Raw genomic sequence first — 26,235 nt, forward strand, 5'->3', positions numbered from 1 at the left:
GCAGCGCCTCCAGGGCAGCGGCCAGCCGGTCGAGTTCGGCGAGCACCGGCGCTGGTGCCCCTGCCGTCGCTCCCCCGCTCACGGGGGCGAGCTCCTCGTCCAGGTGCTGGGCGAGGGCCTTCGGCGACGGGTAGTCGAAGATCAGCGTGGCCGGCAGCCGCAGCCCGGAGGCGGCGTTGAGCCGGTTGCGCAGTTCGACCGCGGTCAGCGAGTCGAAGCCCAGTTCCAGGAAGCCCCTGGTGGCGTCGACCGCTTCGGCTGCGCTGTGTCCCAGCACGGCCGCCGTGTGGGTGCGCACCAGCTCCAGCAGCACCCGGCCGCGTTCGGCCGCCGGGGCGCTGGCCAGCCGGTCCCGCAACGACGGTCCCTGTTCGGCCGTGGCGGAAACGGCCTCCAGGGTCCGCCGAACCGGGGTCCGGACCAGACCGCGCAGCAGCGGCGGCGCCTCGCCCTGGAACACCGTGGTGTCCCAGCGCATCGGCACCACCGTCGCTGCGTCAACGGTGCGGGCCGCGTCGAAGAGAAGCAACCCCAGTTCCGAAGTCAGGGGGGTCACCCCTGTCCGGGCCATCCGCTGCTTGTCCGCCTCCGCGAGACCCGCGGCCATGCCGCCTTCGCCCCACGGTCCCCAGGCCAGCGAGACCCCAGGCTTGCCCTGTTCCTTGCGCTGCTGGGCGAGGGCGTCCAGGTAGGCGTTGGCGGCGGCGTAGCTGCTCTGCCCGGCCTGGCCGAGGGTGGCCGAGGCGGAGGAGAACAGCACCAGGTCGACCTCGGGGTCAAGCAGCTCGGCCAGGTGCCGGGCGGCCTCGACCTTGGGGCGCAGCACCGCGTCCACCCGCTCCGGGGTGAGCGCGGTCACCACGCCGTCGTCGAGCACCCCGGCGGTGTGGATCACCGCGGTGAGCGGGTGTTCGGCGATCAGCGCGGCAACCGCGTCCCGGTCGGCCACATCGCAGGCCACCACATCCACCGTCGCGCCGAGCCCGGTCAGCTCGTCCCGGAGTTCCGCCGCGCCCGGTGCGGCCAGACCGCGGCGGCTGGCCAGCACCAGCCGGCGCACCCCGTGCTCGGCGACCACGTGCCGGGCCAGCAGCGAGCCGAGGCTGCCGCTGGCACCGGTGATCAGCACCGCCCGCTCGGCATCCCACTGCGGCGCAACGCCTGCCGCGACCGCCTTGGCCAGGCGGGCCGCGAACAGCTTGCCGTTCTCGATCTTCAGCCAGGGCTCGTCCGCGTACAGCTCGGCCGACCCGTCGGTCTCGATCACCTGGAACCGCCCGGGGTTCTCCGACTCGGCCGAGCGCATCAGCCCGGCGGCGGCCGCCCCGGCGAGGTCCCCGGTCCGGGTGACGAGCACCATGCGCTCGTCCTCGGGCCGTTCGGCCAGCCAGTTCTGCACCAGGGCGAGGACCTCGTGCACCACCGGCCCGGTTTCCCCGCCAGGGCACGGCACCAGCGTGGCCTCGCGGCCTCGCGCGGTGGCCTGCACCGGGATCCAGTCCAGCCGGAACAGGTCCTTCTGCGTGCGGGCGGCCTGGATCTGCTCGGCCGCAACGGGTCGCAGGGTCAGCGACTCGACCGTGACGACCGGGTTGCCCGCGGTGTCGGTGGCCTCGATGGTCACCGTCTCGCGCCCGGCCGGGGTCACCTTGACCCGCAGCGCGGCCGCCCCGGCCCCGTGCAAGGTGACACCGGAGAAGTTGAACGGCAGCCAGCCGCCCTCGGGCAGCACGCCGAGGCCGAGGCTGTGCAGCGCCGCGTCGAGCAGCGCCGGGTGCAGCCCGAACTTCCCGGCCGGACCGGGCAGCGCGATCTCGGCGTACACGGTCTCGCCGTCCCGCCAGGCCGCGCGCAGGCCCTGGAACACCGGCCCGTAGTCCAGACCACGGGCGCTCATCGACGGGTAGAGCTGGTCCACCGCAACGCTTTCCCCGGCAGGCGGCCAGGTCAGCGCGGGCGGGGTGGCCGGGCCGGTGCCGAGCAGGCCGCTGGCGTGCCGGGTCCACTCGGCGTCCTCGTCCAGCCGGGAGTGCACGGTCAGCGATCGCTGCCCGGACTGGTCAGCGCCCACGGTCAGCTGCACCCGCACGCCACCCTGCTCGGGCAGCACCAGCGGGGCCTCCAGGGTCAGGTCCACCAGCCGGTCGCAGCCGACCTGGTCACCGGCGGCAATGGCCAGCTCGACAAAAGCCGTGCCGGGCACCACGACCGAGCCGTGCACCACGTGGTCGGCCAGCCAGGGCTGGGCCCGCCGGGACAGCCGCCCGGTGAGCAGCACGCCGCCGGAGTCGGGCAGCGGGATGGCCGCGCCGAGCAGCGGGTGGTCCACATCGGACAGTCCGGCCGCGCTGACGTCGGCGGGGGCCGGGGCGTCCAGCCAGTACCGGCTGCGCTGGAACGGGTAGCTGGGCAGGTCCACGCGGGCGCCGCCCTTGCCGGCGAACACCGCGGCCCAGTCCGGGGAGTGGCCGTGCACGTGCGCGGTGGCCAGCGCGGTGTGCGCGGCGGCCAGTTCGGCCCGGTCCTTGCGCAGCACCGGGACCAGCACCGGTTCGGCCTCGGCCAGGCAGTCCTGGCCCATCGCGGAGAGCACCCCGTCCGGCCCCAGCTCGACGAACACGCCGACCCCGGCATCGGCCAGCGCGCGCATGCCGTCCAGGAACCGCACCGCGTCCCGGACGTGCCGCACCCAGTACGCCGCGGTGGCCAGCTCGGCCCCGGCGAGCGCGCCGGTCACCGTGGACACCATCGGCAGCACCGGCTCGCGGTACTCCAGTTCCTCCGCGACCGCCCGGAACTCGGCCAGCATCGGGGCCATCCGCGGCGAGTGGAAGGCGTGGCTGACGGTCAGCCGCCGGGTCTTGCGCCCCTGTGCGGCAAGGAGCTCGGCCACATCGGCCACCGCCTCCTCGTCACCGGAGACGACCACCGCGGCCGGGCCGTTGACCGCGGCGATGCCGACCTGGTCCCCGCGTCCGGCCAGCAGCGGCAGCACCTCGTGCTCGCCCGCCTGCACCGCGACCATCGCGCCACCGGCGGGCAGCGCCTGCATCAACCGGCCGCGCGCGGCGACCAGCTTGGCCGCGTCGGCAAGGGAGAACACCCCGGCCACGTGCGCGGCGGCCAGCTCGCCGATGGAGTGCCCGGCCAGGAAGTCCGGTCGCAGGCCCCAGGACTCGACCAGCCGGAACAGCGCCACTTCCAGCGCGAACAGCACCGGCTGGGTGTAGCCGGTCTCGTTGATCAGCTCGCCGCCGTCGAAGGCGACCTCCAGCACCGGCCGGTCCAGGTGCTTGTCCAGCTCGGCGCAGGCGGTGTCGAAGGCTTCGGCGAACACCGGGAACTCCCGGTACAGCTCAGCTCCGGCCCCGACCCGCTGGGCACCCTGGCCGGTGAACAGGAAGGCCAGCTTGCCGTTGCGGTTGGTGCCGGTGACCAGCTCCGCGGCCAGGTCGCCGCGGGCCAGCGCGCGCAGGCCGTCCAGCTGGGCCTCGCGGTCACCGAGCACGGCGGCCCGGTGCTCGAACACGCCCCGGCTGGTGGCCAGCGCCGCACCGAGGTCGGCCGAGCTGACACCGTCCACAAAGGACAGAAGCTGGGTGGCCGAGTCGGCAAGGGCCTGCGGGGTGCGGGCGGAGAGCAGCCAGGGCAGCTCGCCCTCGGAGGCGGGCACGGGTTCCTCGGCGGGGGCCTGTTCCAGGATGGTGTGCGCGTTGGTGCCGCTCACCCCGAAGCTGGACACGGCCGCCCGGCGGATGCCTTCCGGCCAAGGCTGGGCCTCGGTGAGCAGCGACACCGCGCCCGCGGACCAGTCCACGTGCGGCGAGGGCTCGTCCACGTGCAGGGTCCTGGGCAGCACGCCCTTGCGCATCGCCATGACCATCTTGATGATCCCGGCCACGCCCGCGGCGGCCTGGGTGTGCCCGATGTTGGACTTCAGCGAACCCAGCCACAGCGGGATTTCCCGCTCCTGGCCGTAGGTGGCCAGCACGGCCTGGGCCTCGATCGGGTCGCCGAGCCGGGTGCCGGTGCCGTGCGCCTCCACCACGTCGATGTCCGAAGTGGACAGTCCGGCGTTGGCGAGGGCCTGGCGGATCACCCGCTGCTGGGACGGCCCGTTGGGCGCGGTGAGCCCGTTGGACGCGCCGTCCTGGTTGATCGCGCTGCCCTTGACCACGGCCAGGATCGGGTGGCCGTTGCGCTGGGCGTCGGAGAGGCGCTCGACCAGCAGCATGCCGACGCCCTCCGACCAGCCGGTGCCGTCGGCGGCGGCGGCGAACGGCTTGCACCGCCCGTCCTCGGACAGCCCGCGCTGCCGGGAGAACTCCACGAACGCGGCCGGGCTGGACATCACGGTGACCCCGCCGGCCAGCGCCATCGTGCACTCGCCCTGCCGCAGCGACTGCGCGGCCAGGTGCAGCGCGACCAGCGAGGAGGAGCAGGCGGTGTCCACGGTGACCGCGGGGCCTTCCAGGCCGAGCACGTAGGAGACCCGGCCGGAGGCGACCGCGGTGGCGCTGCCGGTGAGGAAGTAGCCCTCCGCGCCGGTGCCCGCGTTCACCAGGTCCGCGCCGTAGCCCTGGGCGGAGACGCCGACGAACACGCCGGTCTGCCCGCCGCGCAGCGAAGCCGGGTCGATGCCCGCGCGTTCGACCGCGGTCCAGGAGGCCTCCAGCAGCAGGCGCTGCTGCGGGTCCATCGCGGTGGCCTCGCGCGGCGAGATGCCGAAGAAGGCCGCGTCGAAGTCGGTGGCGCCGTCGACGAACCCGCCGGAGTCGGTGGCGGACAGGCCGGGCCGTCCGCCGGTGCCCAGCAGCTGGTCCAGGTCCCAGCCGCGGTCCTGCGGGAAGGTGCTGATCGCGTCCACCCCGCCGTCGACCAGCTGCCACAGCGCCTCTGGCGAGTCGACCCCACCGGGGAAGCGGCAGGCCATGCCGACGATCGCGATCGGCTCATCGTCCACAGTGGACGCCGTGACGACCTGCTGGTCCGGGGTGTCCCCGGTGAGCTGGGCGTCCAGCTCGCGGGCCAGTGCGGCCGGGTTGGGGTGGTCGAAGACCAGGGTGGTGGGCAGGGTCAGGCCGGTGGCGGTGGCCAGCCGGTTGCGCAGCTCGACCGCGGTCAGCGAGTCGAAACCCAGCTCCCGGAAGGCGATCGCGGGTTCGACCGCCTCGGTGGTGGCGTGCCCGAGCACCGCGGCGACCTCGGTGCGCACCAGCTCCAGCAGCGCCCGCTCGCGGTCGGCCGCGGTGCGCCCGGCGAAGGCGTCCACCGGGGTGCCCGCGACCACCTGTTCGGCCGCGAGCAGCAGCTTGACCTCGGGGATCTCGCTGATCAGCGGGCGGTCCCGCATCGCGGTGAAGCCGGGCGCGAACCGGGCCCAGTCCACCTCGGCCACGGTCACCGTGACGTCCTCGGCGTCCATCGCCTGCTGCAGCGCGGAGATCGCCAGCTCCGGGTCCAGCGCGGGCAGGCCGAGCCGCCGCAACTGGTCGGCGGCCGAGCCGTCGGCGACCATGCCGCCGCCGTCCCACGGCCCCCAGGCCACCGCGGTGCCCGCCTTGCCGTCCGCGCGGCGGCGCTGCACCAGCGCGTCCAGGTAGGCGTTGGCCGCGGCGTAACCGCCCTGGCCGCCGCTGCCCCAGGTGCCGGCGATCGAGGAGAACACCACGAACGCGTCCAGGTCCCCGGTCAGCTCGTCCAGGTTGCGCGCGCCGTCGACCTTGGCGCGCAACACCTCGGCCAGCGCGGCCTGGTCGGTGTCCATCAGCGCACGGAACTCCACCGCGCCCGCGGTGTGCACCACGGCATCCACCGGCTGCCCGGCGAGCAGCGCGGCCAGCGCGTCCCGGTCCGCGACATCGCAGGCGGCCAGGGTGATCCGGGCGCCGAGCGCGGTCAGCTCTGCCTGAAGTTCAGTGGCACCAGGGGCTTCCGCGCCGCGGCGGCTGGTGAGCACCAGGTGCTCGGCCCCGTTCCCGGCCAGCCAGCGCGCGACCCGTGCACCGAGTCCGCCGGTGCCGCCGGTGACCAGCACGGTCCCGGCAGGCCGCCAGTTCCGGCGGCTCACCGCGGGCGCGCGGTCCAGTCGTCGCACGTGCGCCCCGGAAGCGCGCACCGCGACCTGGTCCTCCGTACCCGCGGCGAGCACACCGGCGATCCGCGCGAAGGCCCGCTCGTCCAGCCGCTCCGGCAGGTCCAGCAGACCGCCCCAGCGCTGCGGCAGCTCCAGGCCGACCACCCGGCCAAGACCCCACACCAGCGCCTGCTCCGGGTCACGCACCGGGTCGGCCTTGGCCACCGACACCGCGCCCCGAGTGAGCAGCCACAACGGCGCGTCGATCCCGGCGTCGCCGAGCGCCTGCGTCAGCGTCAGCGTCTCGGCCAGGCCCAGCACCGCCAGCACACCATCCACTTCGGACAGTTGAGCGGCCAGTCCGGCCCGGTCCACGCCGGGTTCCAGCACCAGCTGCTCGATCCGCGCACCCTGTCCGGCCAGTCCCTCGGCCAGTTCGGTCTCCGGCGCGGTGCTGACCAGCAGCCAGTTCCCGGACAGCTTCCCGGTGAGTGCCTTCGGCCGCCAGTTCACCCGGTACCGCCAGCCGTCCACAGTGGACTCGGTCTTGCGCCGCTGCCGCCAGGCGGCCAGCGCGGGCAGCACCTCGCGCAGCGGGGCGGCGTCCACGTCCAGCACCGAGGCCAGCTCGGTCAGCTCCGCCTTGTCCACCGCGGCCCAGAACTCGGCCTCGACACGGTCGGTCTCGGCGATCTCGGCGGGTCCGGCCGCCAGCCAGAACCGCTCCCGCTGGAAGGCGTAGGTGGGCAGCTCGATCCGCCGCGCCCCGGACCCGGCGAAGTACCCGGTCCAGTCCACCGCGATCCCGCGCACGTGCGCCTCGGCCAGCGCACCGGCCACGGCCAGCGGCTCCGGCCGGTCCGCCCGGAGCGCGGGCACGAATGCCGCCTCCGCCAGGCATTCCTGGCCCATGCCGGACAGCACCCCGCCCGGTCCCAGCTCGATGAAGGTGCGCACACCCTGCTCGCCGAGCGCCCGCACGCCGTCGGCGAAGCGCACGGCCTCCCGGACGTGCCGAACCCAGTACTCCGCGGTGCCCAGCTCCGCACCGGCGATCGCGCCGGTCACGTTGGACACCACCGGAATCTCCGCCGTGCCAAAGGTCACGGCTTCGGCGACCGCCCGGAACTCCGCCAGCATCGGCTCCATCAGCACCGAGTGGAAGGCGTGGCTCACGGTCAGCCGCTTGCTCTTGCGCTCCCCGAGCCGCCCGACCACCTCGGTCACCCCGGCCTCTGCACCCGAGACGACCACGGAGGCCGGCCCGTTGACCGCGGCGATGTCCACCGCGAGGCCGTCCAGCAGCGGCCGGACCTCCTCCTCGGTGGCCTGCACCGCCAGCATCGCGCCCCCGCTGGGCAGTGCCTGCATCAACCGGCCGCGCGCGGCCACCAGCTTCGCCGCGTCGGCCAGCGGCAGCACCCCGGCCACGTGCGCGGCGGCCAGCTCGCCGATGGAGTGCCCGGCCACGAAGTCTGGCCGCACACCCCAGCTCTCGAACAGCCGGAACAGCGCGACCTCGATCGCGAACAACGCGGGCTGGGTGAACTCGGTCTGGTGCAGCTCTTCGGTGTCCAGGATCTCGCGCACCGGCTTGCCCAGGTGCCGGTCCAACTCGTCGCACACCGCGTCGAAAGCAGCGGCGAACACGGGGTAGGCGGCCAGTCCCCGGCCCATCCCCAGGCGCTGGGAACCCTGGCCGGAGAACAAGAACGCCACCTTGCCGGCCACCGGCGAACCGAGCACCAGCCCGGCGGCCGAGCGGCCTTCGGCGAGCGCGCCCAGTGCGGCGGCCGGGTCCTCGGCGACGATCACGGCGCGGCGGTTGTGCGTGGCGCGACTGCTGAGCAGCGAGTAGGCCAGGTCGAGCGGGTTCGCGGAGGCCAGGACCGGGCGCAGGGCGGCGGCTTGGGCGCGCAGGGCAGTCTCGCTGCGGGCGGAGACCGCGATCGGCAGCACGGCCGGGGCAGTGGCGTCGATCGGGGCGGCGGCCGGGACCGGGGCAGTGGCGCTGATCGGGGCGGCGGCGGTCTCCGGGGCCTGTTCCAGGATGGTGTGCGCGTTGGTGCCGCTGATGCCGAAGGCCGACACCGCGGCCCGCCGCGGCCTGCCCACCTCCGGCCAGGTGACCTGCTCGCTCAGCAGCGAGACCGCGCCCGCCGACCAGTCCACGTGCGGCGAGGGCTCGTCCACGTGCAGCGTCTTCGGGGCCACACCGTGCCGCAGCGCGAGCACCATCTTGATCAGTCCGGCGATACCGGCCGCGGCCTGGGTGTGCCCGATGTTGGACTTCACCGAGCCGAGCAGCAGCGGGTGCGCCCGGTCCTGGCCGTAGGTGGCCAGCAGGGCCTGGGCCTCGATCGGGTCGCCGAGCTTGGTGCCGGTGCCGTGTGCCTCCACCACGTCGACGTCCGAAGCAGCCAGTCCGGCGTCGGCAAGCGCGGCCCGGATGACCCGCTGCTGGGCCGGTCCGTTGGGGGCGGTGAGGCCGTTGGACGCGCCGTCCTGGTTGACCGCGCTGCCGCGGATCACCGCGAGCACCGGGTGCCCGTTGCGCTGCGCGTCGGAAAGGCGCTCGATGAGCACCATGCCCACGCCCTCGCCCCAGCCGGTGCCGTCCGCGGCGGCCGCGAAGGCCTTGCAGCGGCCGTCGGGGGCCAGGCCGCGCTGGCGGGAGAACTCGACGAACACGCCGGGGGTGGACATCACCGTGACGCCGCCGGCCAGCGCCATGCCGACGTCGCCGCGGCGCAGCGCCTGCACCGCCCAGTGCAGGGCGACCAGCGAAGCCGAGCAGGCGGTGTCGACGGTGACCGCGGGGCCTTCCAGGCCGAAGGTGTAGGAGATGCGGCCGGAGATCACGCTGGCCGCGTTGCCGGTGCCCAGGTAGCCCTCCACGCCCTCGGGCGCGGTGCTGAGCAGTCCGGCGTAGTCCTGGCCGTTGGTGCCGACGAACACCCCGGCCTTGCTGCCGCGCACCGTGGCCGGGTCGATGCCCGCGTGCTCGAAGGCCTCCCAGGAGGTCTCCAGCAGCAGCCGCTGCTGCGGGTCCATGGCCAGCGCCTCGCGCGGCGAGATGCCGAAGAAGGCGGCGTCGAAGTCGGTTGCGGTGTCGAGGAAGCCGCCTTCGCGGGCGTAGCTCTTGCCGGGGCGATCGGGGTCCGGGTCGTACAGGTCGGGGTCCCAGCCGCGGTCGGCAGGCAGGCCGGTGAGCACGTCCGCGCCCTCGGTGAGCAGCTGCCAGTAGTCCTCGGGGCTCATCACGCCGCCGGGGAACCGGCAGGCCATGCCGACGATCGCGATCGGCTCATCGTCCACAGTGGACATCGTGACCGCGGCGGCCTCGGTGACCGCGCCGAGCAGCTCCGCCAGCAGGAAGTCGGTGAGCGCCAGCGGGGTCGGGTAGTCGAAGACCAGGGTGGTGGGCAGGGTCAGGCCGGTGGCGGTGGCCAGGCGGTTGCGCAGCTCGACCGCGGTCAACGAGTCGAAACCGGCCTCGCGGAAGGCCTTCTCCGGCTCCACCGCCTCCGCCCCGGCGTGGCCGAGCACGGCGGCGACGCTGGTGCGGACCTGTGCCAGCAGGAACCCGTGCCGCTGCGCGACCGGGAGCTTGCCGAGCTTGGCGGCCAGCGCGGAGTCCGCCTGCGGCGCGGCCGGGGCGGCCACCGGCTTGCCGCGGTGCAGTTCGGGGATGTCGCTGATCAGGCGGCTCGGGCGGACCGCGGTGAAGGCCGGGCCGAACAGCTCCCAGTCCACGTCGACGATCGCGACCACGGTGTCCTCGCGGTCCAGGACCCCTTGCAGGGCCTCGATCGCGGTGTCCGCGGCCATCGGCGGCAGCCCGGCGCGGCGCAGCCGCTCGCCGATCGCGGCGTCGGCCATGCCACCGTCGGCCCATGGCCCCCAGCCGATGGAGGTGGCGGGCAGGCCCTGGGCGCGGCGGTGTTCGGCGAGGGCGTCCAGGTAGGCGTTGGCGGCGGCGTAGTTGGCCTGGCCCGCGGTGCCGACCATGCCGGTGACCGAGGAGAACAGCACAAACGCGTCCAGCTCGCCGGTCAGCTCGTGCAGGTTGCGGGCGGCGTCCACCTTGGGGCGCAGCACGGTGTCCAGGCGGTCCGGGGTGAGGCTGCCGATCAGCCCGTCGTCGAGCACCCCGGCGGTGTGGATCACCGCGTTGACCGGGTGCTCGGCCAGCAGCGCGGCCACCGCGTCGCGGTCGGCGGCATCGCAGGCGGCCAGGGTGACGGTGACGCCGAGGGCTTCCAGGTCGGCGGCCAGTTCGGTCGCGCCGGGGGCGTCAGCGCCGCGGCGGCTGGTGAGCACCAGGTGCTCGGCGCCGTTGCGGGCCAGCCAGCGGGCGACCCGTGCGCCGAGCGCGCCGGTGCCGCCGGTGACCAGCACGGTGCCGCGCGGCCGCCAGGACCGCCGGGGGGCAACGGCGTCGGCGTGCGCGAACCGCCGGACGTAGCTGCCGGAGGGCCGCAGGGCGAGCTGGTCCTCGGCGCCGGTCAGGGCACCGGCCAGGCGGGACAGCGAGCGCTCGTCCAGCTCGGCAGGCAGGTCGATGAGGCCGCCCCAGCGTTCGGGATGTTCCAGCGCGGCAACAAGTCCGAGGCCCCAGACCTGGGCCTGCTCGGGGTTGGGCAGCTGCTCGCCGCCGACCGAGACCGCACCCTGGGTGAGGCACCACAGCGGGGCCGGGCACCGCGCGTCACCGAGTCCGCGCACCAGCGCGAGGGCCTGGTGCACGTCGCCGACGGAGAGCACCCCCGCGAGGTCGAGGACTCCGGCGACGTTGACCGCATCGGCCGCGTCCGCGACCTCGCGCACCTCAGCGCCCGCCGCGGTGAGCGCCCCGACCAGCTCGGGCTGGGCGGACCCGACCACCAGCCAGGTTCCGTTCAGCGGCTTGTCCACAGTGGACTTCGGCTGCCAGTTGATCCGGTAGCGCCAGCCGTCGGCGACCGAGCGGACCGGGGCCTTCGGGGTCAGCTCCAGCCAGAAGCGTTCCCGCTGGAAGGCATAGGTGGGCAGCTCGATCCGACGGCCGCCCTCGAACAGCGCGGTCCAGTCGACCCGGACGCCCCTGGTGAACAACCGGCCCAGCGCGGTGACCGCGGCCGCCGCCTCCGGCCGGTCCTTGCGCAGCGCGGGCAGGAAGGCCGCACCGGGCGCGGACTCCGGCCCCATCGCGGAGAGCACGCCGTCCGGCCCCAGCTCCAGGAAGGTGGCCACCCCGGCCTCGGCCAGCGCGCGCACCCCGTCGGCGAAGCGCACCGCGCCCCGGACGTGCCGCACCCAGTACTCCGCGGTGCCCAGCTCCTCCCCCGCGACCGCGCCGGTCACGTTGGACACCACCGGAATCCGCGCGGGCGCGTAGCTCACGCTCTCCGCGACCGCCCGGAACCCGGCCAGCATCCCGTCCATGTGCGGAGAGTGGAAGGCGTGCGAGACCCGCAGCCGCTTGACCTTGCGCCCCTTGGCTTCCAGCCCCGCGGCGACCTCGCAGGCCGCGTTCTCGTCGCCCGCGATCACCAGGGCGTTCGGCCCGTTGATCGCGGCGATGTCCACCGCCAGCCCGTCCAGCAGCGGCGCGACCTCCTCCTCGGTGGCCTGCACCGCCAGCATCGCGCCCCCACCGGGCAGTGCCTGCATCAACCGGCCCCGCGCGGCCACCAGCTTCGCCGCATCGGCCAGCGACAGCACCCCGGCCACATGCGCGGCGGCCAGCTCGCCGATGGAGTGCCCGGCCACGAAGTCCGGCCGCACACCCCAGGACTCGTACAGCCGGAACAGCGCGACCTCGATCGCGAACAGCGCGGGCTGGGTGAACTCGGTCTGGTGCAGCTCCTCGGTGTCCAGCACCGCGCGCAGCGGGCGGGCGAGGTGCTGGTCCAGTTCGGCGGCCACCGCGTCGAAGGCGGCGGTGAAGGCCGGGAAGGTCTCGGCCAGCTCCCGGCCCATGGCCAGGCGCTGGGCGCCCTGGCCGGTGAACAGGACAGCCAGCTTGCCGGGGGTGACGGCGCCGGTGTGCACACCGGGGGCGTCCAGGCCCTCAGCGAAGGCGGCCAGGGCGTCGCGGGCCTCGGTGAGGCCGGTGGCGGCGAGCACGGCGCGGTGCTCGAAGGCGGGGCGATTGGCCAGCGAGAAGCCGAGGTCGAGCAGCGAAGCCGAGTCGCCGTCCACAAAGGACACGAGCTGGGCGGCCTGGGCGCGCAGAGCTTCGGGGGTCTTGGCGGAGAGGGCGAGCGGAACAGTGGCCACGCGGTGTGCCAGAACAGCCATCGGAGCCTCAACCGGCGGCGCGGCCTCGATGATCGTGTGCGCGTTCGTTCCGCTGATCCCGAACGAGGAAATCCCCGCCCGGTGCGGGTTCCCGGTCTCCGGCCAGGGCTGCGGCTCGGTGAGCAGCGCCACCGAACCGGCTGACCAGTCCACGTGCGGCGAGGGCTCGTCCACGTGCAGGGTCTTGGGCAGCAGCCCGTGCCGCATCGCCATGACCATCTTGATCACGCCGCCGACCCCGGCCGCGGCCTGGGTGTGCCCGACGTTGGACTTGAAGGAGCCCAGCAGCAGCGGGTTCTCCCGCTCCTGGCCGTAGGTGGCCAGCAGGGCCTGGGCCTCGATCGGGTCGCCCAGCTTGGTGCCGGTGCCGTGCGCCTCCACCGCGTCCACTTCGGACGGTGTGAGCTGGGCGTCGGCCAGCGCGTCCCTGATCACCGCTTCCTGGGCCAGGCCGTTCGGCGCGGTGAGCCCGTTGGAGGCGCCGTCCTGGTTGACCGCGCTGCCGCGCACCACGGCCAGGATCGGGTGGCCGTTGCGCTGCGCGTCGGGCAGGCGCTCCAGCAACAGCATGCCCGCGCCCTCGGACCAGGAGGTGCCGTCCGCGGCGGCGGCGAAGGACTTGCAGCGGCCATCGGGGGCCAGGCCGCGCTGGCGGGAGAACTCGACGAAGGAGTTGGGCGTGGACATGACCGCCGCGCCACCGGCCAGCGCCAGCGTGCACTCGCCCTTGCGCAGCGACTGCACGGCCAGGTGCAGCGCCACCAGCGAGGACGAACACGCCGTGTCCACGGTGACCGCGGGGCCTTCCAGCCCGAAGGTGTAGGCGACCCGGCCGGAGACCACGCTGCCCAGGTTGCCGGTCAGCAGATAGCCGGAGACCTCGGCCGGCGCCTCCTCAGGGCGGTTGGCGTAGTCGTGGTACATCAGGCCCGCGTACACACCGGTCTTGGTGCCGCGCAAGGACTCCGGGTCGATGCCGGCCCGCTCGAAGGCCTCCCAGGAGGTCTCCAGCAGCAGCCGCTGCTGCGGATCCATGGCCAGCGCCTCGCGCGGGGAGATGCCGAAGAAGCCGGGGTCGAACTCGGCGGCCTCGTGCAGGAACCCGCTCTCCCGCACGTACACGCTGTCCGGGCGCTCACCGGTGGGGTCGTAGAGGGCGTCCAGGTCCCAGCCGCGGTCGGCCGGGAACGGGGAGATGCCGTCACGGCCGCCGGCGACCATGTCCCACAGCTGTTCCGGGGTGGCCACGCCGCCGGGGAAGCGGCAGCTCATCGCGACGATCGCGATCGGCTCGTGCTCCTGCGCCTCGATCTCCTGGAGCCGGGCCCTGGTGCGGTGCAGGTCGGCGGTGACGCGCTTGAGGTAGTCGACGAGCTTCTGCTCAGTGGACTCAGACACTGCCGAACTCCTTGTCGATGAAAGCGAAGATCTCGTCGGCGGTGGTGACCGCGTCCAGTTCCTGGTCGAACTCGGCCGTTGGCGGCTCAGGTTCGGGTTCCTCGGCCGGGGCGGCCGGGGCGGGGGCGAGCTGGGCGAGCAGGTGCTCGGCCAGGCGCGCCGGGGTGGCGTAGTTGAAGAGCAGGGTGGGCGGCAGCCGCAGCCCGGTGGCGGTGTTGAGCCGGTTGCGCAGCTCCACCGAGGTCAGCGAGTCAAAACCCAGTTCCTTGAACGAGGACTCGGCCTCCACCGAGGCATCCCCGCTGTGGCCGAGGACCCCGGCCGCGTTGACCCGCACCACGTCGAGCACCAGCTGCGCCCGCTTCTCCTCCGGCGCGGCCACCAGTCTGTCCACAAAGGACTGCTCGGTGGCCGCGGTCGCGGCGGCCCGCCGGGTGCGCTTGGGCGCGATGAGCCCGCGCAGCAGGGCGGGCACCTCGCCGTTGCGGAGCGCGCTGGTGTCCAGCTTCAGCGGCACCGGCGCGGCCTCGGCTGCGCCCAGTGCCAGGTCGAACAGGGCCAGGCCCAGTTCCGGTGGCAGCGGGGCCATGCCTGCCCTGGACATCCGGTTGCGGTCGGCCTCGGCGAGCCGGGCGGCCATCCCGCCCTCGGCCCACGGTCCCCAGGCCAGGGACAGCGCGGGCTGTCCAGCGGCGTGGCGGCGCTGGGCGAGGGCGTCCAGGGCGGCGTTGGCCGCGGCGTAGTTTGCCTGGCCCGCGCCACCGAGCACGCCGATCACCGAGGAGAACAGCACAAACGCGGTCAGCTCCCGGTCCTGGGTCAGCTCGTGCAGGTTGACCGCGGCCTCGACCTTGGGCCGCAGCACGGTGTCCAGGCGCTCGGGGGTGAGCGCGGCCAGCACGCCGTCGTCGAGCACCCCGGCGGTGTGGATCACCGCGGTGACCGGATGCCTGGCCAGCAGGTCGGCGAGTGCGGCCCGGTCGGCGGCATCGCAGGCCTCGATGGTCACCTCAGCGCCCAGGCCGGTCAGCTCAGCCTCAAGTTCCTCTGCGCCAGGGGCTTGCGGGCCGCGGCGGCTGGTGAGCAGCAACCGGCGCACGCCGTGCGTGCTGACCAAGTGCTTGGCCAGCAACCCGCCGAGCGCGCCGGTCGCGCCGGTGATCAGCACCAGCCCGTCGGGGTTCCAGCCCTGCTCGGCGAACTCGGTGATCTTGGCCAGCCGGGGGGCGTGCGCGATCCCGTTGCGCAGGGCCAACTGCGGCTCGGTCGAGCCGAGTGCGGCGGGCAGCGCGGTGGCGGAGGCGGCGTCCAGGTCGATGAGCTGGAACCGGTCCGGCTGCTCGGTCTGCGCGGTCCGCACCAGGCCCCACACCGCGGCCCCGGCCAGCTCCGGCGAGTCGGCGAGCACCGCGTCCCTGGTCAGCACGACCACCCTGGACTCGCTGCGCTGCAACACCGCCAGCACCTCGGCGGTGACCGCGCGCACCGAGCCCTCGGGGCAGGTCAGCACCACCAGATCCGCGTCACCGGGCTCGGTCCGCTCCTCGACCTGGAAGCCCGCCGCCCGCAGCGCGACCCCGGCCTTGAACTCGTCCCCGCCCAGCAGCGCCACCTTGCCCGGCGTCACGGGCGACTCCGGCAGCGCGACCACCGGCCAGTCCACCCGGAACAGCGAGTCCAGCTCGGGCCGCACCCGCAGCGCGTCCGGGGACACCGGCCGCAGCACCAGGGAGTCGATCGAGAGCACCGGCGCGCCGGTCGGATCGGTCACCGCGAGGGACACCGCGTCCGGACCAGCCGGGGCCAGCCGCACCCGCAGCGTGCTCGCACCGGTGGCGTGCAACCGCACCCCGGTCCAGGCGAAGGGCAGCGGCGGGTTCGCACCCTCGGCCGCGGCGACCAGCCCGTGCAGGGCGGCGTCCAGCAGCGCGGGATGCACCCCAAATCCGTCCACAGTGGACGCAACGGTGACCTCGGTGAAGATCTCCTCCCCGCGCCGCCACACCCCGCGCACACCCTGGAACTCCGGCCCGTAGCCATAACCGCGCTCGGCGAGCCGCTGGTAGAACCCGTCCAGGTCCACCGCGTCCGCGCCAAGGGGCGGCCACTCACCCAGTTCCAGCGGGGCGTCCGCGTCCACCGCGAGCACACCGCTGGCGTGCCGCGTCCACTCCCCGTCCGCGAGCCGCGAGTACAGCTCCAGGTCCCGCCGCCCGTCCTGCTCGGCGGCCAGCACCAGCTGCACCTGCACCACACCCTGCTCGGGCAGCACCAGCGGCGCGGCCAGGGTCAGCTCCTCCACCGCCGCGCAGTCGGCCTCGTCCGCCGCCCGCAGCGCCAGCTCCACCAACGCGGTTCCCGGCACCAGTACCGAGCCCAGGATCTGGTGGTCCACCAGCCAGGGGTGCGTCCGCCGGGACAGCTGCCCGGTCAGCACCACACCGCCGGTCCCGGCGATCGGCACCGCCGAGCTCAGCATCGGGTGCACCGAGGAGTCCACAGTGGACGAGCTCGGGGCCAGCCAGAACCGCTGCCGCTGGAACGGATAGGTCGGCAGCTCGACCAGCTGCCCGCCCGAGGTCAGTCCCGCGAGGTCCACCGGCACGCCCCGGCACACCAGCCGGGCCAGCGCCTGCCAGGCCGCGTCCGGCTCGGGCCGGTCCTTGCGCAGCAGCGGAATCAGCGCGGCATCGCCGGTCAGACAGTCCTGCCCCATCCCGGACAGCACACCATCGGGCCCCAGCTCCAGGAAGGTGCGCACCCCGGCGTCCTCCAGCGTCCGGATGCCGTCGGCGAACCGGACCGCCTGCCGCACGTGCCGGACCCAGTACTCCGCGGTGCCCAGCTCGTCCCCGGCCAGCTCGCCGGTCACGTTCGACACCACCGGAATCCGCGCCGGCGCGAAGCTCACGCTCTCCGCCACCGCCCGGAACTCCGCCAGCATCCCGTCCATCCGCGGCGAGTGGAACGCGTGGCTCACAGTCAACCGCTTGGTCTTGCGCCCCTGCGCCTCGAACACCGCCGCCACCTCCAGCGCGGCGGCCTCATCCCCGGCGATCACGGTCGAGGTGGGTCCGTTCAGCGCCGCGATGCTCAGCTCGGCCGACCGACCGGTCAACAGCGGCTGCACTTCGTCCTCGGTCGCCTGCAGCGCGATCATCGCGCCACCGGCCGGCAACTCCTGCATCAACCGACCCCGCGCCGCCACCAGCTTCGCCGCATCCGCCAGCGACAACACCCCGGCCACGTGCGCCGCGGCCAGCTCGCCGATCGAGTGCCCGACCAGGTAGTCCGGTCGCACCCCCCAGGACTCGACCAGCCGGAACAGCGCCACCTCGATCGCGAACAGCGCGGGCTGGGTGAACCGGGTCTGGTGCAGCTCCGCCGACTCCAGGACCTCGGCGAGCGGTCGGGGCAGGTGCTTGTCCAGCTCCGCACAGGCCGCGTCGAAGGCCGCCGCGAACACCGGGATCTCGGCCAGCTCCCGGCCCATGCCGAGCCGCTGGGAACCCTGACCGGAGAACAGGAATGCCACCCGGCCATCGACCACGGAGTCCTGGATCACGCCCGGTTCCCCGGCGGCCACGGCGGTGAGCCCGGCGCGGAGGTCGCCGAGCACCACGGCCCGGTGCTCGTGCAGCGCACGGCGGGCCAGGGTGTGCGCGAGGTCGGCGGGCTCGACCGCGACCGGGAGCAGCGACTCGGCCAGCTCCCGCAAGGCTTCCGGCGTGCGTCCGGAGAGCACCACCGGCCCGGCGGGCACGGATGCGGCTTCGGTGGCAGTGGCACCGGGTGCCTGCTCCAGCACCACGTGCGCGTTGGTCCCGCTGATGCCGAACGAGGAAACCCCGGCCCGGCGCGGCGCACCGGTCTCGGGCCACTCCCGGGCCTCGGTCAGCAGCTCCACCGCCCCGGCCGACCAGTCGACCCGCGGCGAGGGCACGTCCGCGTGCAGGGTCCTCGGCAACACCCCGTGCCGCATCGCCTGCACCATCTTGATCACGCCACCGACCCCGGCCGCTGCCTGCGCGTGCCCGATGTTGGACTTCAGCGACCCCAGCAGCAGCGGCGTCTCCCGCTCCTGCCCGTAGGTCGCGAGCAGTGCCTGGGCCTCGATCGGGTCGCCAAGCGCGGTGCCGGTGCCGTGCGCCTCCACCGCGTCCACTTCGGACGGTCGGAGGCCGGCGTCGGCCAGCGCGCCCCGGATCACTCGCTGCTGGGCGGGGCCGTTGGGCGCGGTCAGCCCGTTCGACGCGCCGTCCTGGTTGACCGCGGTGCCGCGCACCACGGCCAGCACCGGGTGCCCGTTGCGCTGGGCGTCGGAAAGCCGTTCCAGCAGCAGCACGCCGACCCCCTCGGCCCAGGCGGTCCCGTCGGCCCCGGCGCCGAATGCCTTGCAGCGGCCGTCGGGGGCCAGGCCGCGCTGGCGGGAGAACTCGACGAACATCCCCGGCGTGGGCAGCACCGCGACGCCACCGGCCAGCGCCAGCCCGCATTCCCCGCGCCGCAACGACTGCACGGCCAGGTGCAGCGAGACCAGCGAGGCCGAACAGGCGGTGTCCACGGTGACCGCGGGCCCCTCCAGGCCGAAGGTGTAGGCGATCCGGCCGGAGAGCACGCTCGCGGTCGCGCCGGTGAGCAGGTGCCCGGCGAACTCCTCGGCCGCCTCGTGCAGCCGGGGCCCGTAGTCCTGGGTCATCGCGCCGACGAACACGCCGGACTGGCTGCCGCGCAACGAAATCGGGTCGATCCCGGCCCGCTCGAACACCTCCCAGGTGGTCTCCAGCAGCAGCCGCTGCTGCGGGTCCATGGCCAGCGCCTCGCGCGGGGAGATGCCGAAGAACTTGGCGTCGAACTCGGTCGCGCCGTCCAGGAACCCGCCCTCGCGGGCGTAGGAGGCCCCGGCGTGCGCGGGATCGGGGTGGTACAGCCGGTCCAGGTCCCAGCCACGGTCGGCCGGGAACGGCGAGATGGCATCCACCCCGTCGCTGACCAGCCGCCACAGGTCCGCCGGGGAGGTGACGCCGCCCGGGTAGCGGCAGCCCATGGCCACGATCGCTATCGGCTCGTCCTCGCTGACCCGCGCCGGCGCGGCGACCGATTCCGTCGCGCCACCGTCGAGGTGGGCGGCGAGGGCGAGCGGGGTCGGGTAGTCGAAGAGCAGGGTGGCCGGCAGCGCGCGACCGGTGGCCTGGCTGAGCTGGTCACGCAGTTCAACCGCGGTCAACGAGGCGAAGCCCAGTTCCTTGAAGCTGCGGTCCGCGGCAACGGCCTCGGCCGAGGGATAGCCCAGCACCACGGCGGCGTGCGCGCGCACCAGCTCCAGCGAAGATCGGCCGCGCACCGGCGCGGGCGACGCCACCGGCACGCTGTCCAGCCAGTACCGCTCGCGCTGGAAGGCGTAGGTGGGCAGCTCGACCCGGCTGCCGTCGCCGAAGACGGTGAAGTCGACCGCGACCCCGCGGGTCCAGGCCTGTGCCAGACCGGTGATCAGCGCCTCCACCTCGCCACGGTCCTTGCGCAGCAACGGAATCCCGGCACCCAGCGCGGCCAGCACGCCGTCCGGCCCCAGCTCCAGGAAGGTGGACACGCCGGCCTCGGCCAGCGTCCGCATCCCGTCGGCGAACCGGACCGCCTGCCGCACGTGCCGGACCCAGTAGTCCGCGGTGCCCAGCTCGTCCCCGGCCAGCTCGCCGGTCACGTTGGACACCACCGGAATCCGCGCCTGGCCGTAGCTGATGCTCTCGGCCACGGCCCGGAACTCCGCCAGCATCGGGTCCATCAGCAGCGAGTGGAAGGCGTGGCTCACGGTCAGCCGCTTGGTCTTGCGGCCGGTCAGCTTCCCTGCCACCTCGGTCACCGCGGCCTCGGTTCCCGACACCACAACGGCTTCCGGCCCGTTGACCGCCGCGATGTCCGCGTCCAGCTCGGCCAGCAGCGGCGTGACCTCGGCCTCGGTCGCCTGCACCGCCAGCATCGCGCCACCACCGGGCAGCGCCTGCATCAACCGGCCCCGCGCCGCCACCAGCTTCGCCGCGTCCGCCAGCGAGAGCACCCCGGCCGCGTGCGCCGCGGCCAGCTCGCCGATCGAGTGCCCGGCGAGGTAGTCCGGTCGCACCCCCCAGGACTCCACCAGCCGGAACAGCGCCACCTCGATGGCGAACAGCGCGGGCTGGGTGAACTCGGTCTGGTGCAGGTCCTCGGTGTCCAGGACCTCGGTCAGCGGCCGGGACAGGTGCCGGTCCAGCTCCGCGCAGGCCTCGGCGAAGGCGGTGGCGAACACCGGGAACGCCCCGGCCAGCTCCCGGCCCATGCCCAGCCGCTGCGATCCCTGACCGGAGAACAGGAACGCGAGCCCGCCCTCGGCGACCGTGCCGCGCACGACCCCGGCGGCCACCCCGTCCTTGGCGAACCCGGCCAGCGCCGCCCGGAATCCGGCGCTGGCCCCGGCGACCACCACGGCCCGGTGCTCGAACGCGGTCCGCGTCCCGGCCAGCGCGCCGGCCACCGCGCGGACATCGATTTCCACACTGTCCACAAAGGACGCCAGTCGATCGGCCTGGGCGGCAAGGGCCTCCGGGGTACGACCGGACAGCACCCACGGCAGCACCTCAGCTTCGACCGGCCGCCCCTTGGCAACCGGCGCGACCGGCGGTTCCGCGAGCACCAGGTGGCAGTTGGTCCCGCCGATGCCGAAGGAGGACACCCCGGCCAGCACCGGTGCGTCCCGCCACTCCCCCAGCTCGGCCTGCACCCGCAGCTTCAGCTCGGCAAAGGCGATCTCCGGGTTCGGCGTCTCGAAGTTCAAGCTGGGCGGCAGCTGCCGGTGCCGGATGGCCAGCACCGTCTTGATCAGCCCGACGATCCCGGCCGCGCCCTCCAGGTGTCCGACGTTGGTCTTGGCCGAGCCGACCCGCAGCGGCTCCGCGCGGTCCGCGCCGAGCACCGCGCCCAGCGCGCCGGCCTCGATGGGGTCGCCGACCTTGGTGCCGGTGCCGTGCAGCTCGACGTACTGCACCTCGGCCGGTTCCACCCCGGCGTCCCGGTAGGCCAGGCGCAGCACTTCTTGCTGGGCAAGGCCGTTGGGGGTGGTGAGCGCCGCGGACTCGCCGTCGTTGTTGACCGCGCCTCCCTTGATCACCGCGAGCACCTGGTCGCCGTCGGCGAGCGCGGCGGCCAGTGGCTTCAGCAGCACGAAGCCGCCGCCCTCCCCGCGCACGTAGCCGTTGGCGCGGGCGTCGAAGGTGTGGCAGCGGCCGTCCGGGGACTGGCCGCCGAACTTCGCGGTGGCCATGGTGGTCTCCGGCACCAGGTTCAGGTTCACCCCACCGGCCAGGGCCAGCGTGGACTCGCCGCGGCGCAGGCTTTCGCAGGCCAGGTGCACGGCGACCAGCGCGGAGGACTGGGCGGAGTCGACCGCGAGACTCGGGCCGTGCAGGCCGAGGGCGTAGGAGAGCCGGTTGGCGATGATGCCGCGGTGCAGGCCGGTGACGGTGTGCTGGGTGATCGCCTCCGGGCCGCCGCGGTAAACCAGGGTGGCGTAGTCGTCCCAGATGGTGCCGACGAACACGCCGGTGCGGCTGCCCGCCAGCCGCTCGGGGAGCAGTCCGGCGTGCTCGAATGCCTCCCAGCCCAGCTCCAGCATGAGCCGTTGCTGCGGGTCCATCGCGGCGGCCTCGCGCGGGGAGATGCCGAAGAAGCCGGGGTCAAAACCGTCCACCTGGTCCAGGAATCCGCCCCAGCGGGTGTTCATCCGGCCCGGAACCGAGGGATCCGCGTCGAAGAACTTGTTGGCGTCCCACCGGTCCGAGGGCACTTCGGTGATCGCGCTGCGACCCTCGGTGAGCAGCCGCCAGAACTCGGCCGGGTTCGCCGCGCCGGGTAGCCGGCAGGACAGCCCGATGACCGCGATCTCCCGGCCCGCAACAGTGGTGTTGTCCGACATAGGTGCCCCAGCCCGCCCGTCATCGCCATTACCGACACAAGAAACTCGCGACTTTTGGCGACGTTATCCCGGCGGTCACCCCTACCCTCAACCCCTAACTTTTCCGGGGGAGGCCGGGGTGCGGTTCAGGCGGTTGCCCAATTAGTCGGCGGTGACCAGCACCTACGGGCATCCACGCAGGTCCAAGCACGGTAGGGGCGGAAGGAGGCACCCCAGTCCGGCGATGTTTCCGCGATGTTTCCGGCCGACTCGCCGAACCAAGACAACCATGAGAACAATGACTTGCCAAGTCCCGAGAGCCAACTCACAAAGAACTTTTCTAAATTGGATTTCTGATGAACCGCTCGCCTTTATAGTGCACGTGTGGCTTCTGGAGAACCGAGACTGCTCGCCGTCAGCGACCTGCACGTCGCCTACCCGGAGAACCGGAAGCTGGTCGAGGAGCTGGTGCACCCTGCTCATCCCGGCGACTGGCTGATCGTGGCCGGTGACGTGGGTGAGCTCTTCGCCGACATCGAGTGGACGCTGTCCCTGCTGGCGCGGCGGTTCGACACGGTGATCTGGGTGCCCGGCAACCATGAGCTGTGGACGCCGAAGGAGGATCCGGTGCAGCTGCGCGGGGACCAGCGCTACCGGCGGCTGGTCGAACTGTGCCGCGAGCTGGGCGTGCACACGCCGGAGGACGAGTTCCCGGTGTGGCGGGGCGCGGGCGGGCCGGTGGCGATCGCGCCGCTGTTCCTGCTCTACGACTACACCTTCCGCACCAACCCGGCCGACGACAAGGCCGCCGCGCTGGCCGGGGCGCACGCCGCCGGTGTGGTGTGCAGCGACGAGTTCCTGTTGCACCCCAACCCTTATCCCAGCCGGGACGCCTGGTGCCGGTCCCGGCTGACCATCACGGCGCGCCGCCTGGACGCGCACGACCCCTCGGTGCCGCTGGTGCTGGTCAACCACTGGCCGCTGGTGCGCGATCCCACGTTCGTGCTGCGCTACCCGGAGTTCGCGCTGTGGTGCGGCACCGAGCGCACCGCGGACTGGCACCGCCGCTACCGCACGGTCGCCGCGGTGTACGGGCACCTGCACATCCCGCGCACCACGCACTACGACGGGGTGCGGTTCGAGGAGGTCTCGATCGGCTACCCGAGGGAGCGGAAGATGTACGGCGGCCTGCCGCGCGGCCCGCTCCGCCAGATCCTGCCAGCGGAGGAGAACCCGTGATCGCCCAGCTGCTGCCGCCCCCGGTCGTCACCGTCGAGACCAGCGCCGATCGGTCCACTGTGGACCTGTTCCCGGCCGAGCTGGCGCTGGTCGCCAAGTCGGTGCCCAAGCGGCAGGCCGAGTTCAGCACCGCCCGCTGGTGTGCCCGGCAGGCGCTGAGCTTCCTCGGCGTCGAGCCCGCGCCGATCCTGCCGGACGAGCGCGGTGCCCCGCAGTGGCCTGCCGGGTTCGTCGGCAGCATCACGCACTGCAACCGATACCGGGCGGCCGCGGTGGCCATGGACACCGACGCGCTCAGCCTGGGCATCGACGCCGAGCCGAACGAGCCGCTGCCGGAGGGCGTGCTGGAGGCGGTGTCGCTGCCCGAGGAGCGGGCGATGCTGCGCGCACTCGGTGCGGAGGCCCCGGTGTGCTGGGACCGGTTGCTGTTCAGCGCCAAGGAGTCGGTGTACAAGGCCTGGTACCCGCACGCCCGCAAGATGCTCGGCTTCGAGGAGGCCCGGCTGACCATCTCCGCCGACGGCTCCTTCACCGCCACCCTGCTGGTGCCCGGCCCCACCGTGGCCGGGCAGCCGCTGACCGGGTTCACCGGGCGCTGGCTGGCCAAGAACGGCATCGTGCTCACCGCGATCCAGCACTGACACCACTAGGTCAGATCAGCTTTGACGCCTCCGTTTCCGGAAGGTCGTGGCCACCAGCCCGCTGCCGCCCAGCAGGAGCAGCAGGCCCCAGGCGACCAGCGGCCCGGTCTCATCACCGGTGTCGGCCAGCTTGCCGGGGTTCGGCTTGCCCGCGGTCACGGTGAGGTTGACCGTGTCGGTGTTGTTGGTCAACGTGGTTTCCACCTGCCCGTCAAGGGGTTTGGTGGTCGCGGTGCTCACCAGCGAGGCCCCTGGGGTCTTCGCGGCGGTCACCACCGTCACCGGCGGGGTCCTGCCGCCGGGCAGCAGCACGTCCGGCCGGGTGCACACGACCTGCTGGCCGTTGACCGAGCACGTCCAGCCGTCGCCGGTCACCGAGGTGATGGTCAGGCCGGGCGGCACGGTCTGCCGGTACTCCTGGCTGGCCGGGCCGGGGGTGTCCGGGCCGTCACCGAAGCCGGACGGCTGGGTCTCGGTCACGTTGTAGTTGCCCGGCGGCAGGTTCGGGAACGACCAGGAACCGTCCGAAGTAGACGTTGTGGTCTTGTTCACCGGCTTGCCGTCGGCGTCGGTGCCGGTCAGCGTGACCGTCACCCCGGGAATCGGCGTGCCGTCGTCCTCCACCACGTTGCCGGAGATCCCGGCTGGCGGCAGTTCGCCGAAGTCGTAGCCGGTGGCCGCCTGGCCGAGGCTGAGGGTGACCCCGGTGACGGTGTCGTCGCCGAGCTCGCCGCGAGCGGAACCCGCCCGGTCCTTGCCGTCGAGGTAACCGTCGGGCTGGGTTTCGGTGACCGTGTAGCTGCCGGGCCGGAGCCGGTCGAAGGTGTAGCCGCCGTCGGCGGCGGTGGTCGTGGTCAGGTTGACCGGGTTGCCCGCGTCGTCGGTGCCGGTGAGCTTCACCGTCACGCCGGGGATCCGGGCCTCGCCGGTGTCGCGCACACCGTTGCTGTTGGCGTCCACGTACACCTGACCGGCCAGGCTGCCGGTGGGCAGCTCGGCGAAGTTGTTGCCAGGACTGGATCCGCCGGGTGGCAGTGTGACCGTGAAGGTGTCGTTCCCGGCCGCGGCGGCGTGTGTGCCGGGGGTGTCCTTGCCGTCGTGGTAGCCCGGCGGCTGGGTCTCCTTCACCTGGTAGGTGCCGACGGGCACGTTCGGGAAGGAGTACTTGCCGTCCGCACTCGTGGTCGTGGTCAGGCGACCGGGTTCCCGGCCAGGTCCTGACCGGTGAGGGCCACCGCAAGCCCGGCGATTCCGGCATCATCGAGGGAGTTCAGCGCGCCGTTGTCGGTGCGGTCGCTGGACACCGTGCCGGAGACCGAGCCCAGCGGCGGCCGGTAGCCAAAATCCGCGGTCAGCACATCCTGACCGGCGTTGAGCTTCACCGAGGTCTTGTTGTCCTTGGTGGCATCGGGTTCCCCGGTCTGGGTGTGCCCGGCGGGTAACGTGGCCGGGTCCACCCGCACGGTCCAGTCGAAGGCGGGCAGCCGCTCGAACAGGTACTTGCCGTTGGCGTCCGTGGTCGCGGTCTGCACCACGTTGCCCTGCGGGTCGAGCAGTTGCACCTTCACCCCGGCGATCCCGGGTTCGCCGGGGTCCTGCTTGCCGTCGCCGTCGATGTCGGTGTAGAGGGTGTCGCCGATGCTGCCGGTGCCCAGGCAGGTGGTGAAGAAGTTGACCCGCACCGCGTGGCTGTCGGACACCGAGTTGGCCGGCGCGGTCAGCGGCGGGATCGGCGGCGGGTAGCTGGGACCCGCTTCGGCGGCCTCGTCGTCGGGGCCGTTGGAGTACGCCAGCACGAACTCGGTGACCGGTTCGTTGGTCCGGCCGCGCAGCGTGCCCGCCGGGTCGTCCGGGGTGACGTCGCCAACGGTGTTGAGCTGGTAGGGGCCGCCGACCGCGGTGCCGCCGGTGATCACCGGGCGGATAACGCCGAGCGGGGCCAGCGTGACGCCGACCGGCAGGCCCTGGCGGTTGGCGGTGAACAAGATCTGGTCCTGGAAGGAGTTCCACGGCTCCTCGGCCGGGGAGGCGCCCAGGCCCGAGTAGTCGATGTCGCCGACGGAGAAGTCGGGCAGCAGCACCGGGTGCGAGAACTTGAACCGGAACGTCATGGTGTCGCCGACGTTGAGGCTGTTCATCTCGATGGTGAGGAAGCCGGGCCCGAAGGCGCCGTCGGTCTCGGTGTAGGTGCGCGGGTCCCAGCCGAACAGCCGGCCGTTGGCGTTGGCCTCACCGGTGTCCTGCAACGGGTTCGAGTCGTCGCCGTTGCGGTTGGCCGGGTCGCTGAGGGAGATGTTGAGGTCGAGGCCGGAGCCCGCGATGTTGGTGGCCTTGGTGCTGGTGGAGTTGCGCGGCCACTTCACCGCGCCGTTGGCGCCCCAGGTGATCGGCACCGCGGTGGTGCCTGCCGGGCAGACCGGCGGCTGTGCCTGTGCCGTGGGCGGGGCGAGGCCGCCACCGGCGATGGTCAGCCCGCCCACCAGCAGTGCCGGGGTGATGCCCGCCGCGACCCTGCTCCGCCAGCGTCTGTGCCGCCGGCTCTCACCAGTTGCCACCGAGAACCTCCCGTACGCTCGCGGCGCCACGGACAGCGCGCCGGCACGATCATCAGGGCTGGTCAACCGGACCTCTCCCGGAGAGCCCCTAACGGGTAACGCGTTCCCCTGGTCCGG

General features: G+C 73.4%; 5 protein-coding genes and 1 pseudogene. 2 read left to right on the top strand and 4 right to left on the bottom strand.

From position 1 onward, the window contains the following. Positions 1–85 precede the first annotated feature (85 nt). Together ACWDY5_RS13895 and ACWDY5_RS13900 are read right to left on the bottom strand one after the other, a co-directional pair. Positions 86–13,714, bottom strand: a pseudogene (locus ACWDY5_RS13895) (type I polyketide synthase); the annotation flags it as partial. 37 nt (positions 13,715–13,751) lie between these two features. After that, complete coding sequence (locus ACWDY5_RS13900; RefSeq protein WP_449722576.1) at positions 13,752–21,704, bottom strand: type I polyketide synthase; 7,953 nt, start codon at positions 21,702–21,704, stop codon at positions 13,752–13,754. A 363-nt stretch (positions 21,705–22,067) separates the two neighbouring features. Here ACWDY5_RS13900 and ACWDY5_RS13905 point away from each other — a divergent pair, with 363 nt between their 5' ends. Beyond that, positions 22,068–22,922 (top strand): metallophosphoesterase family protein, encoded by an 855-nt coding sequence (locus tag ACWDY5_RS13905; RefSeq protein WP_449722577.1) that lies wholly within the window; start codon positions 22,068–22,070, stop codon positions 22,920–22,922. Beyond that, the gene (locus ACWDY5_RS13910) at positions 22,919–23,563 is read left to right on the top strand and encodes a 4'-phosphopantetheinyl transferase family protein (protein WP_449722578.1); all 645 of its coding nucleotides are present in this window, start codon (positions 22,919–22,921) and stop codon (positions 23,561–23,563) included. Before ACWDY5_RS13905 ends, ACWDY5_RS13910 begins: the two co-directional genes overlap by 4 nt. 15 nt (positions 23,564–23,578) lie before the next feature. On the opposite strand, the gene ACWDY5_RS13915 is transcribed toward ACWDY5_RS13910, so the two are convergent. Next, a complete protein-coding gene (locus tag ACWDY5_RS13915; RefSeq protein WP_449722670.1) occupies positions 23,579–24,757 on the bottom strand; it encodes an SdrD B-like domain-containing protein in 1,179 nt (392 codons plus the stop codon). After that, positions 24,754–26,118 (bottom strand): SdrD B-like domain-containing protein, encoded by a 1,365-nt coding sequence (locus ACWDY5_RS13920; protein ID WP_449722579.1) that lies wholly within the window; start codon positions 26,116–26,118, stop codon positions 24,754–24,756. The genes ACWDY5_RS13915 and ACWDY5_RS13920 overlap by 4 nt, the downstream gene beginning before the upstream one ends. Positions 26,119–26,235: the final 117 nt, after the last annotated feature.

The sequence above is a fragment of the Crossiella sp. NPDC003009 genome, assembly GCF_053591555.1.

What these genes read in the sequence shown, in the direction of transcription:
- ACWDY5_RS13900 (WP_449722576.1), bottom strand. Translation starts at nt 21,704, where the DNA reads ATGTCGGACAACACCACTGTTGCGGGCCGGGAGATCGCGGTCATCGGG.